This is a genomic window from Thalassovita sp., assembly GCF_034670005.1.
Taxonomy (GTDB): Bacteria; Pseudomonadota; Alphaproteobacteria; order Rhodobacterales; family Rhodobacteraceae; genus Thalassobius.
Genome location: NZ_JAXMOH010000001.1, coordinates 362,202 through 377,059, shown reverse-complemented (window position 1 = coordinate 377,059; position 14,858 = coordinate 362,202). Strand labels below are relative to the sequence as shown.

Annotated in this window: 13 protein-coding genes; 8 read left to right on the top strand and 5 right to left on the bottom strand. The window is 56.7% G+C overall.

The window, feature by feature from the left end; genetic code table 11:
* Positions 1-11: 11 nt before the first annotated feature.
* The 3 genes from VOI23_RS02045 to gloB all read right to left on the bottom strand — a co-directional run bounded on the left by VOI23_RS02045 (position 12) and on the right by gloB (position 4,235).
* Positions 12-965, bottom strand: coding sequence for a M23 family metallopeptidase (locus VOI23_RS02045; RefSeq protein ID WP_323780790.1), 954 nt, complete (start codon positions 963-965; stop codon positions 12-14).
* A complete protein-coding gene (gene clpA, locus VOI23_RS02040; RefSeq protein WP_323780787.1) occupies positions 965-3,295 on the bottom strand; it encodes an ATP-dependent Clp protease ATP-binding subunit ClpA in 2,331 nt (776 codons plus the stop codon). The genes VOI23_RS02045 and clpA overlap by 1 nt, the downstream gene beginning before the upstream one ends.
* Positions 3,296-3,467: 172 nt before the next feature.
* Complete coding sequence (gene gloB, locus VOI23_RS02035) at positions 3,468-4,235, bottom strand: hydroxyacylglutathione hydrolase (RefSeq protein WP_323780784.1); 768 nt, start codon at positions 4,233-4,235, stop codon at positions 3,468-3,470.
* Between the two features lie 61 nt (positions 4,236-4,296).
* On the opposite strand from gloB, the gene VOI23_RS02030 reads away from it, so the two are divergent.
* Positions 4,297-5,043: a methyltransferase domain-containing protein gene (locus VOI23_RS02030; RefSeq protein WP_323780782.1), complete on the top strand. Its 747-nt coding sequence runs from the start codon at positions 4,297-4,299 to the stop codon at positions 5,041-5,043.
* Here the strand turns inward: VOI23_RS02030 and VOI23_RS02025 are convergent.
* Positions 5,040-7,130 carry a hypothetical protein gene (locus VOI23_RS02025; protein ID WP_323780779.1) on the bottom strand — a complete coding sequence of 697 codons (2,091 nt, stop codon included), beginning with the start codon at positions 7,128-7,130 and terminating at the stop codon, positions 5,040-5,042. The two genes, VOI23_RS02030 and VOI23_RS02025, sit on opposite strands and share 4 nt — an antisense overlap.
* A 631-nt stretch (positions 7,131-7,761) precedes the next feature.
* On the opposite strand from VOI23_RS02025, the gene VOI23_RS02020 reads away from it, so the two are divergent.
* The 6 genes from VOI23_RS02020 (at position 7,762) to VOI23_RS01995 (ending at position 13,091) form a co-directional block, all read left to right on the top strand.
* The gene (locus tag VOI23_RS02020; RefSeq protein ID WP_323780776.1) at positions 7,762-8,322 is read left to right on the top strand and encodes a F0F1 ATP synthase subunit delta; all 561 of its coding nucleotides are present in this window, start codon (positions 7,762-7,764) and stop codon (positions 8,320-8,322) included.
* Positions 8,323-9,861 (top strand): F0F1 ATP synthase subunit alpha, encoded by a 1,539-nt coding sequence (gene atpA / locus VOI23_RS02015; RefSeq protein ID WP_323780773.1) that lies wholly within the window; start codon positions 8,323-8,325, stop codon positions 9,859-9,861. It begins immediately after the preceding gene.
* Positions 9,862-9,876: 15 nt separating this feature from the next.
* Positions 9,877-10,752: a F0F1 ATP synthase subunit gamma gene (locus VOI23_RS02010; RefSeq protein WP_323780770.1), complete on the top strand. Its 876-nt coding sequence runs from the start codon at positions 9,877-9,879 to the stop codon at positions 10,750-10,752.
* A gap of 18 nt (positions 10,753-10,770) precedes the next feature.
* Positions 10,771-12,195: a F0F1 ATP synthase subunit beta gene (atpD, locus tag VOI23_RS02005; RefSeq protein WP_323780767.1), complete on the top strand. Its 1,425-nt coding sequence runs from the start codon at positions 10,771-10,773 to the stop codon at positions 12,193-12,195.
* 11 nt (positions 12,196-12,206) lie between these two features.
* Complete coding sequence (locus VOI23_RS02000; protein WP_323780764.1) at positions 12,207-12,644, top strand: F0F1 ATP synthase subunit epsilon; 438 nt, start codon at positions 12,207-12,209, stop codon at positions 12,642-12,644.
* A gap of 96 nt (positions 12,645-12,740) precedes the next feature.
* Positions 12,741-13,091 carry an H-type lectin domain-containing protein gene (locus tag VOI23_RS01995; protein ID WP_323780761.1) on the top strand — a complete coding sequence of 117 codons (351 nt, stop codon included), beginning with the start codon at positions 12,741-12,743 and terminating at the stop codon, positions 13,089-13,091.
* 45 nt (positions 13,092-13,136) lie between these two features.
* Here the strand turns inward: VOI23_RS01995 and VOI23_RS01990 are convergent, their stop codons facing one another.
* Positions 13,137-14,153, bottom strand: a complete 1,017-nt coding sequence (locus VOI23_RS01990) for a ribose-phosphate pyrophosphokinase (RefSeq protein WP_323780757.1) — start codon at positions 14,151-14,153, stop codon at positions 13,137-13,139.
* A gap of 104 nt (positions 14,154-14,257) precedes the next feature.
* On the opposite strand from VOI23_RS01990, the gene VOI23_RS01985 reads away from it, so the two are divergent.
* Positions 14,258-14,857 (top strand): 2-hydroxychromene-2-carboxylate isomerase, encoded by a 600-nt coding sequence (locus VOI23_RS01985; RefSeq protein ID WP_323780754.1) that lies wholly within the window; start codon positions 14,258-14,260, stop codon positions 14,855-14,857.
* The last annotated feature ends 1 nt before the right edge of the window (position 14,858 follow it).

The following is a 14,858-nucleotide window of genomic DNA, read 5'->3' as shown; positions in this document are numbered from 1 at the left end:
GGTGGCTGGTGTCATTCCACCGTTACGTGGGCAAAGCGATGCGCGATGATCGCGCCGTCACGGGTCAGTTGCGCTTCGCCCAGATAGGCGCCTTTTGGCCAACCGCCTGCGGGGGCCTTGCGTCCCACCGCGCGCATCACGGCGCGTTGCGGGTTTTCCATCGGGATTTCCTTGCGGAACACTTCGCCCTGCGGACCGTTGGCCCAGATCGTCAACAGATCGCCGGTCTGCGCATCGCCGGACAGCGAATAGACGACGAGTGGGGCATTGGCCGCACTGGATTGCAGCCGAACCGCGCCGCTCTGGACCTCTTTGATCGAGGGGATTTTGTTGGCGAAGCCCGCCGTCACCAGCCCCGTGCGATAGTATTCCGCCGGGTTGTCCCACAGGGTGTCGACCGGATCGGTGCAGCTATCCGTCGCTGCGGCGTCAAAGGGATCGACGATCTTGCCGTCCTTGATCACCTGGAAATGCAGGTGAGGATGATTGGTCTGCCCCGACAGACCGATCTGACCCATTGCCGTGCCGGGCTGAATCACGTCGCCGGGTTTGACCAGAATGGACCCCAGTTTCATATGGCAATACAAAGTCTGCCAGCCATCGCCATGGGTCATCAGTACCGCGTTACCACAGGCGTTTTCAGAGGTGACACCGCGCATCAGCCGGTCGTCGGCCATGCTGTCGCGGATACGTTCGACCCGGCCAAAAGCAGCGGCACGAACGGTGACGCCTGCGGCAATTTCATCGAAGCTCAGCAGCGCGATATCGGTGCCTTTGTGGGCGTCGCGGGTGTTGATACCGCAGGAAAAGTCACGGATGCCGCGCGCCGCCGGATCGTGATCGACATAGTCTTCAATATAACAGCTGTCGCCCAGAGTGCAGTCGACAGGCCATTGAAAAAGCGGCGCCCTCGCAGCGGATTGCGCTGCGAGGGCGAGCCCCAGAATAATCCCGATGAGTTTCATCAGTCTGCGGTTAGCAAGGGTGGTTTGTCTCCGGAAATGCGTGGCCGGTCGGGACCTTCGATACGCAGATCGATTTCGCCGTTTTTGACGCCAACCTTGACCAGTCCACCCTTGGCCAGCTTGCCAAAGAGCAACTCTTCGGCCAGCGGCTTCTTGATGTATTCCTGAATCACGCGACCCAGTGGGCGGGCGCCCATTTTGTCGTCGTAACCTTTGTCGGCCAACCACTCAGCCGCAGGCCGGGTCAGTTCGATATGCACGTTGCGGTCCATCAACTGGGCCTCAAGCTGCAGCACGAATTTCTCGACGATTTGCAGGATCACATCCTTTGGCAGCGGGGCAAAGCTGATCACCGCGTCCAGACGGTTGCGGAATTCCGGCGTGAAGGTGCGTTCAATCGCGGCAGTGTCTTCGCCGGTCCGGCGATCGCGGCCGAACCCGATCGCGGCCTTGGCCTGTTCCGCGGCACCCGCATTCGAGGTCATGATCAGCACGACGTTACGGAAATCCACCGTGCGTCCATTGTGATCGGTCAGCTTGCCGTGATCCATCACCTGCAACAGGATGTTATAGACATCAGGATGCGCCTTTTCCATCTCGTCCAGCAACAGCACGCAATGCGGATGCTGGTCGATGCCATCGGTCAGCATGCCGCCCTGGTCAAACCCGACATAACCCGGAGGTGCACCGATCAGGCGGGACACAGCGTGTTTCTCCATGTATTCGGACATGTCGAAACGCAGCAGTTCGACACCCAGCGTATCGGCCAATTGTTTGGCGACCTCGGTCTTGCCAACGCCGGTGGGACCCGCAAACAGGTAGTTGCCGATCGGTTTTTCAGGTTCACGCAGCCCGGCGCGGGCCAGCTTGATGGCCGAAGCCAGTGCTTCGATGGCAGTATCTTGACCGAACACCACGCGTTTCAGAGATTTTTCCAGATCCTTGAGAACCTCGGCATCGTCCTTGGACACGTTTTTCGGCGGGATACGGGCGATCTTGGCGACCACCGCCTCGATTTCCTTAACGCCGATGGTCTTGCGGCGCTTGGATTCGATGACCAAGTGCTGAGCCGCCCCGGCTTCGTCGATCACATCAATCGCCTTATCGGGCAGTTTCCGGTCGTTGATATAACGGGCTGACAGATCTACCGCCGCCTTAATTGCGTCATTGGTGAATTTGATGCCGTGATGGTCTTCGAAATAGGGTTTCAGGCCCTTGAGGATTTTCACGGTATCTTCGACCGAAGGTTCGTTCACGTCAATTTTCTGGAACCGGCGGGAAAGCGCGCGGTCCTTTTCGAAATGCTGGCGGAATTCCTTATAGGTGGTCGACCCCATGCAGCGCAGCTTGCCGCCCTGCAGCGCCGGTTTCAGAAGGTTCGACGCATCCATCGCACCGCCCGACGTGGCACCGGCACCGATCACGGTGTGAATTTCGTCGATGAACAATACCGCGTCGGGATGTTCTTCCAGCTCTGTCATTACCGCTTTCAGGCGTTCTTCGAAATCACCGCGATAACGGGTGCCAGCCAGAAGCGCGCCCATATCAAGCGAATAGATCGTGGTATTGGCCAGAACCTCGGGCGTTTCGCCAGCGACGATTTTGCGTGCCAACCCTTCTGCGATGGCGGTCTTGCCGACGCCCGGATCGCCAACCAGCAACGGATTGTTCTTGCGACGGCGGCACAGAACCTGAATGCAGCGTTCTACCTCATGGGTCCGGCCGATCAGCGGATCGATGTCGCCCTGCTGCGATTTGACGTTCAGGTTTACGCAATATTTACCAAGCGCCGATTCCTTGGGATCGATGGTTTCAGACGCGGTGCCCTGATTGATGTCTTCTTCTGTAGGCTCCGATCCGCTGACCGGGCGGGTTTCGCCATAGGAGGGATCTTTGGCTACGCCATGAGCGATGAAATTCACCGCGTCATAGCGAGTCATATCCTGTTCTTGCAGGAAATAGGCGGCGTTTGATTCGCGTTCGGCAAAAATCGCCACCAGAACATTGGCACCGGTCACTTCGGTCCGGCCCGAGCTTTGAACATGGATCGCGGCGCGTTGGATCACGCGCTGGAAGGCGGCGGTCGGGACCGCTTCGGACCCATCGATTTCGGTGACCAGATTAGACAGGTCGTCATCGACGAATTCGATCAGGGTTCCGCGCAGTTCTTCGGTGTCCACCGAACAGGCCTTAAGCACGCGTAAAGCGTCGGGTTCGTCGATCAGGGCGAGCAGGAGATGTTCCAGTGTCGCAAATTCGTGTTTGCGGGCATTGGCCAGAGCCAGCGCTGCATGGATCGCCTGTTCCAGCGTATTCGAGAATGAAGGCACGGCAGTGCTCCTTCCAATAATTGGGCCGAAAAATCCGAAGCCTGTCTATTACAACGTCCGGTCGACCATGGCCTGTTAACATTAAAGTTTGGTCGATATCCCGTCGGCTTCAAGTCTTTTCTACCTGTGACACCTCACAATTTTAACAAATGCCGATCCGCTGGGCGCGTGTTCAGAAATTATCCTTACGCTTTCTGATCTCGGCGAAGACTGTAGAAGGTTGTGCATCGATCATGCCAACTGACGCCTTTATGCCAGGATCATTACAGCGCAGGAACGGGTTTGTTGCCAGCTCTTCCGATAACATGCTGGGAACGGTCGCTTCACCCTGTTCACGTGCCGTTTGGACCTGCCTCATACGAGACATAAGCGCAGGATTGTCAGGATCAATGGTCAGCGCGAATTTCCCGTTCGATTCGGTGTATTCGTGACCTGAACAGATCACCGTATCGGCGGGCAGGGAGGCCAGTTTAGACAGGCTGTCGAACATTTGCTCCGGGGTGCCTTCGAACAGTCGCCCGCATCCCAGTGCCATCAGGCTATCGGCTGTAAACGCGAGCTTACTGTCGGGGAAATGGAAGGCGATGTGGCCAATCGTGTGCCCGGACACGTCGATCACCTGCACCGGTTCGCCGCCAATACGCAGCGTATCGCCCTCGGCCACGGCAAGGTCGAGCGGCGGCAGACGGTGGGCATCGGCCGCAGCCCCGATCACTTTTGCGGGATGATCTTTCAGCAGCGCCGCCAGTCCGTCGATGTGGTCCCAGTGATGATGGGTCAGCAGCACGTGGCTGAGCGTCCAGCCCTTGCCATTCAGCGCATTGGCGATCGGTTCGGCTTCGGGCACATCAATCAATGCGGTTTCGCCGGTATCCGCGTCATGCACGAGATAGGCGTAATTATCCTTAAGGCAGGGCACGGTGACAAGCTCAAGGGGCATGGCATTTCCTCGACTGATTGCTATTCTAGGGCCACAGTGGCGGATCAGGGGACCGGCTGCAATGCATCTTGACGTTCAGGACCTGCGCAATTTTTACTACCGCAGCACTCTGGGGCGCGCGGCGCAGAAAACCGTGCGCGACGAGGTTAAAAAAATGTGGCCCGAAGCGCATGGTCAAACCGTGGTCGGGTTCGGTTTCGCCGTGCCTTTATTGCGGCCCTATCTGAAAGATGCCCGACGGGTGACCGCGCTGATGCCCGGCCCGCAGGGGGTGATGCCTTGGCCCGCAGGGATGCCGAATCTTTCGGTGCTGTGCGAAGAAGTATCTTGGCCCATCGAAACCGGCCATGTCGATAAGCTGGTGTTGATGCACGGGCTGGAAACCAGCGAACAGCCCTCGGCGTTGCTCGATGAATGTTTCCGGGTGCTGGGGCCGGGGGGCAAGGCGCTGTTCATAGTGCCGAACCGTGCCGGATTGTGGTCGCGCAGCGATCGCACACCGTTCGGATATGGACGGCCCTATACGCTCAGTCAGCTGGAAACCCAGCTCAAGCGGCATCATTTCATGCCGGAACGCAATGAAACCACGCTCTATCAGCCGCCGTCGCAACGTCGGTTCTGGCGTAAAACCGGCGCGTTGATGGAACGGATGGGGCATTCCCTGTCGATGGTGGTATCCGGTGGGGTGATCATGGTGGAAGTGTCGAAACGCGTCCACGCGCCCAGCGGGCCGGGTCTGCGTGAAGCGGTCCGAAAGCCGTTGTCGATCCTGTCGCCCAGCCCGGCGAAGGAACCGAAACCGGTTTAGGCGGTTTCGTCGTAGATGACGTCGCGGTTGATGGTGATCATGTCATTGGCATCATCTGCCAGGGTGCCACCAGCATAAATCCGTATGAATTCATGCCCGGCGTTATCACTGAAGGAAAAATAGATGTAGGTTTCAGTGTACCCGTCCTCCTCCAGCACTTCCTGTTCCGCGCTGACAGTGATTTCACCCGTCACTTCGCGCGGCAGGTTAAGCGTGACCTCGGCGAAATCGCTAGGTGTTGAGAAATACTGGAGCACGGCCGGGTCGCGATCTAACGTCTCGGGATAGACATTCACCGATACCTGATCCTGCCCTGTGACACCCCAAACTTCCTGCCCCATGGACATGGTGAGCTGGTCCACCGCTTGATCTGCGTCGAGACGAATATTTGCAGAGCCGCTGTTGCGGGCTGCGATCACGACATCCTCTGCATCATCGTAATCCCCATAAACTTCCGTATGGATTACGATGTCATCTCCGGAGAAGGTGATGGTGTCGTTACCGTATCCCCCGAATATGGAGTTTGAGATCTCAGATTCGCCTTGTGAAACAAAGGTTATCTGGTCGTCTCCTTCACCGCCGTCGATACGGACGGTCGCGCCGGAATACTCCAACACATCGTCGCCGTCCCCAAGGAACGCCCGTAGGCTTTCACCTTCGGAGATGATATTGTCATCACCATTCCCGGCTTGGATGATCTGAAGGTCGCTGGTAGAGCTGAAAGTATCGTCGCCGCCGCCGAGGACCGCGAAACTTGTTTCCCCTTCCGCAATAACGGCGTCGTTGCCGCCATGTGCTAGGATGTAGCTGGCTGTCTCTGTAGAAATGTCGCTGTCGCTTGATTCTGTGCCTTCCACAGGTTCGAGAAAACGCACGTCGGGCAGGGCTTCGATCAGCTCGGTCGCGCTTCCCGGTGCCCCGGCAGGGATCATTGCGATTTGAATCTGGTCATTAGTCAGTTGGGTAACACCTTCAAGACGGATAACGATCTGTTCAGTGTGCGCGCCATCGGAATAGCCGACGGTGACATCGGAATAGTCGCCTTGCTGATTTGTCGTGACCTCGTAATCGGTCAATGTCAGGTCAGGATTGTCCCCTTCCACAAAAAGCGCCAGTTGGTCCTCCGCAGGATTGAAATCGGTAATGGTCGCGATTTGGACAGTGGGTTCCGAGGGATCGGGTGCCCCCAAACGATCAATGCCGATCGTAAACAAGTCGGCACCTTCGCCACCGGCAAGACTGGCATGGAGCGAGGCTGGATCTGTTCCTAAGGCAGAGTTACTTGAATGCAGCCAAATGATGTCGTCGCCGTCGCCACCGTCAAGCTCTGCCGCGCCTCGCGAAAACAATATATCGTTGCCCGCACCGCCGGTCAGTTGAGATGGAACATATCCATCGTCGTTAATTGAATATCGCCAGTTTGTATTGGTGAGGACATCATCACCTTCTCCCCCGGAAATCGAGCTCCCGGACCGTGCTTCTATAGTATCGTTGCCAGCACCACCTTCTAGAATGGCGTTCGAAAAGGCAGAGATATTGTCGTTACCAAGCCCCCCATCGATTTGAACGGAATGAAGCCCGGCTATTGTGTCGTTCCCTTCCTCTCCGAATACGACGGACCCTGATGAAGAGTGGATTTCGTCATCTCCACTTCCGCCTTCAACAGTACTGTCGCGGCCAGTGCGAATATCGTCGTCACCTTCGCCCCCTGACACAGAGCTTTCATCATTTGTGCGAATAATGTCGTTGCCGGTCCCGCCATGCACCGTGACGTTGTCGGTGTGAAAGCCGGAAAAATTGTCATCGCCGCCATAGCCAAAAGCCGTTTGACCGTCTTCCAGCGAAAAACTGTCATCGCCTTCCGTGCCATATACGGTGTCATCCACCGGGTCAGGCAGGGTGGGATCGTCTTCTGTGTCTTCGGATTGGTCTCCGGTGATGATCTCATCGAATACGGTGTCATCTACCGGGTCAGGGAGGGTGGGATCGTCTTCTGTGTCTTCGGATTGGTCATCGGTGACGATCTCATAGAAGGCCCAGCCAAGGATCGCGGTTCCCATCATGGCGATTAGGGTAATCGGTAACATTTCAAATCTCCGGCTTCGGGGAAGCATCTTGGCGTCTCAAGTCGTGCCTGATTTGTGCCCAGCGCCGCATCTATCTCTTCATAATAGCGTATATTGCAGGTCGCGCAACTTAGGCGAGCCTGCGATTGACGTGGGCATGGAAAATACAGTGTTTCGGGGTAGGGCGAATGGCGCGGATACGGGTATATCCCGCAGGCCTTGCGCCGCTTTCTGCTTCGATTATCTGGCACCATCGGTTGCCTGCGTGACGCTGGCCGGCCGGTGGTTCAGCAGGCAGATATCGACCCGTCGGGGGCGATTATCCGACCCTTTTCTGACGCAGCGTCGGACCGGTAGCGTTAACGCTTTGTGGTGGATTTGCCACCATTGCAGGCAGGGAATCGAAAAAGCTGTGGAAAACGAGCGTTTTTTTTACACCCGAATTGATGTGCAAACGGTCGCACCCAGCTTAACTATCTGAAAATATGTGGTATTCTTTTGTATACGAAGAATCTATAGCAGGTTGCTAGGTAGAGATTGCTCTGCTACACCCACGCCGATTTTGATGCGTTGACGCAGGTCAATGATCCAAACGCCTACGGGGCGGGTCCAAGCGGCCCGAGACGGGGCCAGAATAGTCGGAAGGGTGGACGTGTCCGAACCAGCTTCGATCTCCTCAGGCATTGCCGCGCGCTATGCCACCGCCATCTTCGAGCTCGCGAAAGAGAATAAGACTCTCGCGAAAATCGAACCTAATGTTGCCGATCTTTCTGCCGCTTTGGCGGAAAGCGATGATCTGCGTGGGCTGATCAGCTCGCCGCTGGTTTCGCGGGAAGATCAACAAAAGGCCATCACCGCTGTGGCGGACAAGATGGGCCTGCGTCCTGTGATGAAGGACGGTTTGGCACTGATGGCGCAGAAACGCCGTCTGTTCGTGCTGCCACAGCTTTTGCAACAGCTGTCTGCACTGATTGCCGAAGATAAGGGTGAAGTGACTGCCGATGTCACCAGCGCCAAAGCGCTGACCAAAACCCAATCGGACAAACTGACCAAAACCCTGACTGCAAGCGTCGGGAAAGACGTCAAACTGAATGCGACCGTTGATGAAAGCCTCATTGGCGGTCTTGTCGTTAAAGTGGGCTCGAAGATGATCGACACCTCGATCCGCTCCAAGCTCAGCTCCCTCCAGAATGCAATGAAAGAGGTCGGATAAATGGGTATCCAAGCTGCAGAGATTTCTGCGATCCTGAAGGACCAGATCAAGAACTTCGGCCAGGACGCCGAAGTTGCCGAGGTTGGTCGCGTGCTCTCCGTCGGTGACGGTATCGCCCGCGTCTACGGTCTCGACAACGTTCAGGCTGGTGAAATGGTCGAATTCCCCGGCGGTGTCCGCGGGATGGCCCTGAACCTTGAAACCGACAACGTTGGTGTCGTGATCTTCGGTTCTGACCGTGACATCAAAGAAGGCGACACCGTCAAGCGCACCAATTCCATCGTGGACGTGCCCGCTGGTGACGAACTTCTGGGCCGCGTTGTCGACGGTCTGGGGAACCCGATCGACGGCAAAGGTGATCTGAAGGCGTCCAAGCGTCTTGTCGCTGACGTCAAAGCGCCGGGCATCATCCCGCGTAAATCCGTGCATGAACCAATGGCGACTGGCCTGAAATCGGTGGACGCAATGATCCCCGTTGGCCGTGGCCAGCGCGAACTGATCATCGGCGACCGTCAGACCGGTAAGACCGCGATCGCTCTCGACACCATCCTGAACCAGAAGTCGTATAACGAAGCGGCCGGTGACGATGAATCGAAGAAGCTGTACTGCATCTATGTTGCAATCGGTCAGAAGCGTTCGACCGTTGCTCAGTTGGTGAAGAAGCTCGAAGAAAGCGGCGCGATCGAGTACACGATCGTTGTGGCTGCAACCGCGTCCGATCCGGCGCCGATGCAGTTCCTGGCTCCCTATTCGGCAACCGCTATGGCCGAGCATTTCCGTGACAATGGCCGCCACGCGCTGATCATCTATGATGACTTGTCGAAACAGGCTGTGTCTTATCGTCAGATGTCGCTTCTGCTGCGTCGTCCGCCGGGACGTGAAGCCTATCCGGGCGACGTTTTCTATCTTCACTCGCGTCTGCTGGAACGTTCGGCAAAGCTGAACGAAGATTACGGCTCCGGGTCGCTGACTGCACTTCCGATCATCGAAACCCAGGGCGGCGACGTGTCGGCGTTTATTCCGACCAACGTGATTTCGATCACCGACGGTCAGATCTTCCTGGAAACCGAACTGTTCTACCAGGGTATTCGTCCTGCTGTGAACACCGGTCTGTCGGTGTCGCGGGTTGGGTCCTCGGCTCAGACCAAGGCAATGTCTTCGGTTGCAGGCCCGGTGAAACTGTCGCTGGCTCAGTACCGCGAAATGGCCGCGTTTGCGCAGTTCGGGTCCGACCTCGATACGGCAACTCAGCAGCTTCTGAATCGTGGCGCTCGCCTGACCGAGCTAATGAAGCAGCCGCAATATTCGCCGCTGACCAGCGCCGAGATCGTTTGCGTGATTTACGCAGGCACCAACGGTTATCTGGACAAAGTCGACGTCAAGGATGTCGGTCGGTTCGAAGCCGGTATGCTGGCGCATCTGCGTGGCAAGAACGCCGATTTGTTGGAAGATATCACCAACAACGACCGGAAGGTGAAAGGCGAGCTGGCAGACAAGATCAAGGCCGCGCTGGACGATTTCGCCGCTGACTTCGCATAAGGGGGAGATAAGGCAATGCCGAATCTCAAGGACCTAAAAAACCGGATCGGGAGTGTGAAGAACACTCGTAAGATCACAAAAGCCATGCAGATGGTTGCCGCGGCGAAACTTCGCCGCGCGCAGGATGCTGCAGAAGCTTCGCGCCCGTATACCGAACGGTTCAATGCCGTTATGGCCGGGCTGGCGGCTTCGGTTGGCTCGTCTGACAGCGCCCCAAAGCTGCTGTCGGGTACGGGTTCCGATCAGGTTCAGCTGTTGGTGGTCATGACCGCTGAGCGCGGGCTCTGCGGTGGCTTCAATAGTTCGATCGTAAAGTTGGCTCGTGCCAAAGCCCAAGATCTGGTTGCGCACGGCAAGACGGTGAAGATCCTCACCGTTGGCAAAAAAGGCCGCGAACAGTTGAAACGAGACTTGGGCGATCTGTTTGTCGGCCATGTCGATCTGGCTGAGGTGAAATCTGTCGGTTACGTCAATGCACAAGACATCGCACGCGATCTTCTCAATCGCTTCGATGCCGGGGAATTTGATGTGGCGACGATCTTCTACAGCCGTTTCCAGTCGGTGATTTCGCAAATCCCGACCGCTCAGCAAGTCATCCCGGCCTCGTTCGAGGCTGAGGAAGAAGCAGGGGAAACTACCCTGTACGATTATGAACCCGACGAAGAGGCCATTCTGGCCGACCTGTTGCCACGTGGCGTGGCAACACAAATCTTCGCGGCGCTGCTGGAAAACGGTGCGTCCGAACAAGGGGCGCGGATGTCTGCAATGGACAACGCGACCCGGAACGCGGGCGAGATGATCGACAAGCTGACGATCGAGTACAACCGCTCGCGTCAGGCCGTCATCACCAACGAGCTTATCGAAATTATCTCGGGCGCTGAGGCGCTCTAAGAGAACGGAGACGAAACAATGGCAAACGCAGAAGGCAAAATCACTCAGGTGATCGGCGCTGTTGTGGACGTGCAATTTGGGGACGAGCTGCCGCCGATCCTGAACGCATTGACCACTGAAAACAATGGCAAGACCCTGGTTCTGGAAGTGGCTCAGCACCTGGGCGAAGGGACCGTTCGTACCATCGCAATGGACGCGACCGAAGGTTTGGTTCGCGGTCAGAGCGTGACCGACACCAAGGGTCCGATTTCGGTGCCGGTTGGGACCGCAACTCTGGGCCGGATCATGAACGTGACTGGCGATCCGGTTGACGAAAAGGGCCCGGTTGAATCGGCCGAACGTCGTGCGATCCACGGCGAGGCACCGGCATTCTCGGAACAGTCGACCGATACCGAGATCCTGGTGACCGGCATTAAGGTGATCGACCTGCTGGCGCCTTACACCAAGGGCGGTAAAATCGGCCTCTTCGGTGGTGCTGGCGTTGGTAAAACCGTTCTGATCATGGAACTGATCAACAACATCGCGAAAGTGCACTCGGGTGTGTCCGTGTTCGCCGGTGTTGGTGAACGGACCCGTGAAGGCAACGACCTGTATCATGAAATGATCGAATCCGGCGTTATCGTTCCCGATAACCTGACAGAGTCGAAAATTGCGCTGGTCTACGGCCAGATGAACGAACCGCCGGGTGCCCGTATGCGGATTGCTCTGTCGGGTCTGACCTTGGCGGAACAGTTCCGGGATGACACCGGTTCGGACGTTCTGTTCTTCGTCGACAACATCTTCCGCTTCACTCAGGCGGGGTCCGAGGTGTCGGCGCTTCTGGGCCGCATTCCTTCGGCTGTGGGTTATCAGCCGACTCTGGCGACCGACATGGGCGCGATGCAGGAACGTATCTCGTCGACCAAGAACGGTTCGATCACCTCGGTTCAGGCCGTGTATGTGCCTGCGGATGACTTGACCGACCCTGCACCGGCAACTTCGTTCGCCCACCTCGACGCAACGACCGTTCTGGATCGTTCGATTTCGGAAAAAGGCATCTATCCGGCGGTTGACCCGCTGGGATCGACTTCGCGTCTGCTGGATCCGCTGATCATCGGTGAAGAACATTACAAAGTCGCTACCGACGTTCAGCAGGTTCTTCAGCGTTACAAATCGCTGCAGGACATCATTGCCATCCTTGGCATGGACGAACTGAGCGAAGAAGACAAACTGGCCGTGGCCCGTGCCCGTAAGATTGAACGCTTCCTGTCGCAGCCTTTCGACGTTGCAAAAGTGTTCACCGGTTCGGATGGCGTTCAGGTGCCGCTGGAAGACACGATCAAATCGTTCAAAGCGGTTGTGGCCGGTGAATACGACCACCTGCCCGAAGCGGCCTTCTACATGGTTGGCGGCATCGACGAAGTGATCGCAAAAGCCGAGAAAATGGCTGCTGAAGCAGCCTAAGGAGGCCCTTAATGGCTGAGACAGTGCAATTCGATCTGGTTAGCCCCGAACGGCGCGTTGCGTCGTTCGCGGTCGAGCAGGTCCAGATCCCGGGTGCGGATGGCGACATGACGGCGATGGCCGGTCATGCTCCGACCATCACCACCCTGCGCCCCGGTGTGTTGCGGGTCAACGGCCCGGAAGGCGAAGCGGAATATGTTGTGACCGGCGGGTTCGCCGAAATCAGCGCCGCTTCGATCTCGGTTTTGGCCGAACGCGCCATTCCGCGTGCCGACGTCACGCAGGAAGACATCGACAACTTGGTTCAGGCCGCTGCCGATGCTTTGAATAAGGCGAAGGAGTTTTTCCATAACGAACCGGGTCCGGTCGATGATGCTGCAAAGTTGTTGTCGGATATGGTCGCGATGGGAACTCATATCGGTCTGGATCCGAACCAAGCGAATCTTTGAGTTCGGGATCATTCCTGAGACGCGAAAAGGCCCCTTTTAGGGGCCTTTTTCATTTGTCGGTTGACCCTGACTGGTTTCACGGGTGAATTATTTTTCATGAAGAGAATAAGATCGAATTTGACGGGAATCGATCAGGGCGATGTTGTCCTGTTTACCGATTTCGAAGATGGCGGCGAGATGTGGACCGGTGAAGGAAACCGTGAACGTCGAAAGAAGGTAACCTTCAGCGAACCGTTCAAATCACCCCCGGCCGTGACCTGTTCGGTATCCCTTTGGGATGTGGACTATTCGACCAATATCCGCAGCGATGTCTATGCGCTGGATATTACTGAAAAAGACTTCGATATCGTTTTTAACACGTGGGATAATACCCGGATCGCCCGCATTCGTGTGTCATGGATGGCAATCGGTGAACTGAGTGACGAAGACGATTGGGATATCCCATGAAAAAGGGCGCCATCAGGCGCCCTCACATCTTCAACAGTTCCGATTTCACAATTTGAACTGACCTTCGTAGATCGGTTCCAAAGTGTTGGTCTCGAACAAGGACGAAACGCTGGTCCCGTTCCATGTGTTCAGGATTGCCTGCGCAAACATCGGAGCGGTTGGTAGAATGCGGATATTCGGCGTGGCCAGAACTTCCGGGGTCGGTTGGATAGAATCCGTGATCACCAAGGATTTCATCACCGAATTGGTGATCCGTTCGACTGCGGGTCCCGACAATACGCCGTGCGAAATATAGGCGTGAACTTCGCTTGCGCCGTGTTCCATCAGGATCTCGGCGCCCTTGCACAGCGTCCCGGCCGTGTCGCACATATCATCTACGATGATACATTTTTTCCCTTCGACATTGCCGATCACGGTCATTTCGGCGACTTCACCGGGTTTTTCACGGCGTTTATCGACAATCGACAGCGGTGCATTGATCCGTTTGGCCAATTCGCGTGCACGGGCCACACCGCCAACATCGGGCGATACGACCATCACGTCGTCCAGCGATCCGGCGAACTGCGTCTGAACGTCCAGTGCAAAAATCGGTGAGGCATAGAGGTTGTCGACCGGAATATCGAAGAAGCCCTGAATCTGCGTCGCGTGCAGGTCCAGCGTCAGAACACGTTCGATCCCAGCTTCCACTAGCATATTGGCCACCAGCTTGGCGGTAATCGGGGTGCGGGCTTTGGTCCGGCGGTCCTGACGGGCATAGCCGAAATAGGGGATCACTGCGGTGATCCGAGCGGCCGAAGACCGGCGCAGCGCGTCGGCCATGATCAAAAGCTCCATCAGGTTATCGTTGGCCGGGCAAGAGGTCGGCTGTATGATGAACATGTCCTCGTTGCGGACATTCTCATAGACCTCGACAAAAATTTCCTGATCGTTGAAGCGTTCGATCCTTGCATCGCATAGGCTGATTTGCCGTCCCCGGTGGATAGACATTCGCCGCGCAATGGATTGGGCCAGCGGCAAGTTGGCATTCCCTGAAATCAGTTTCGGTTCATTGAGTGTGGACATGCCGACAGTTCCCCAGATTGGTCGAGATGACAGATTCGTGTTGTTGACACCGCTTAGCATCTCACTACGGTCAGGCAAAGCTATGCAGTAGGGGAGGGCCGTGGATGGCGCATATTGATTACTATTTTTCGACACTTTCGCCATATGCTTATCTGGTGGGCGATCGGTTGGACGAGATTGCAAAGCGTCATGCGGCCAGTGTTACCTACAAACCCTTCGATATCATCTCTGCCTTTCCCCGTACCGGAGGTGTCGCGGTGCCCGAGCGGCACCCATCCCGGATTGACTACCGAGCTCAGGAATTGCCGCGCCAAGCGCGCAAACTGGGAATGAAACTGAACATGAAACCGGCCCATTGGCCGACCAATGCCGCGCCTTCCTCTTATGCGATCATCGCGGCGCAGAATGCCGGGGGTGGTGATCTGGCCGCATTGGTGGATTCGCTTCATGTCGCCTGCTGGGCCGAGGAAAAAGACATCGCCGAGGATACGGTGATCAAGGACTGCCTCAAACGCGCGGGTTTCGATCCTTCTCTGGCTGACAGCGGTTTGCTGTCCGGGGCGGAAACCTATGCCGCCAATCTCGAACAGGCGGTCGCCGAAGGCGTTTTTGGATCGCCCTTTTTTATCGTCGATAGCGGGCAGAAATTTTGGGGTCAGGACCGGTTGGAGGATCTGGACGCGCATCTATCGGGCGATCTCTGAT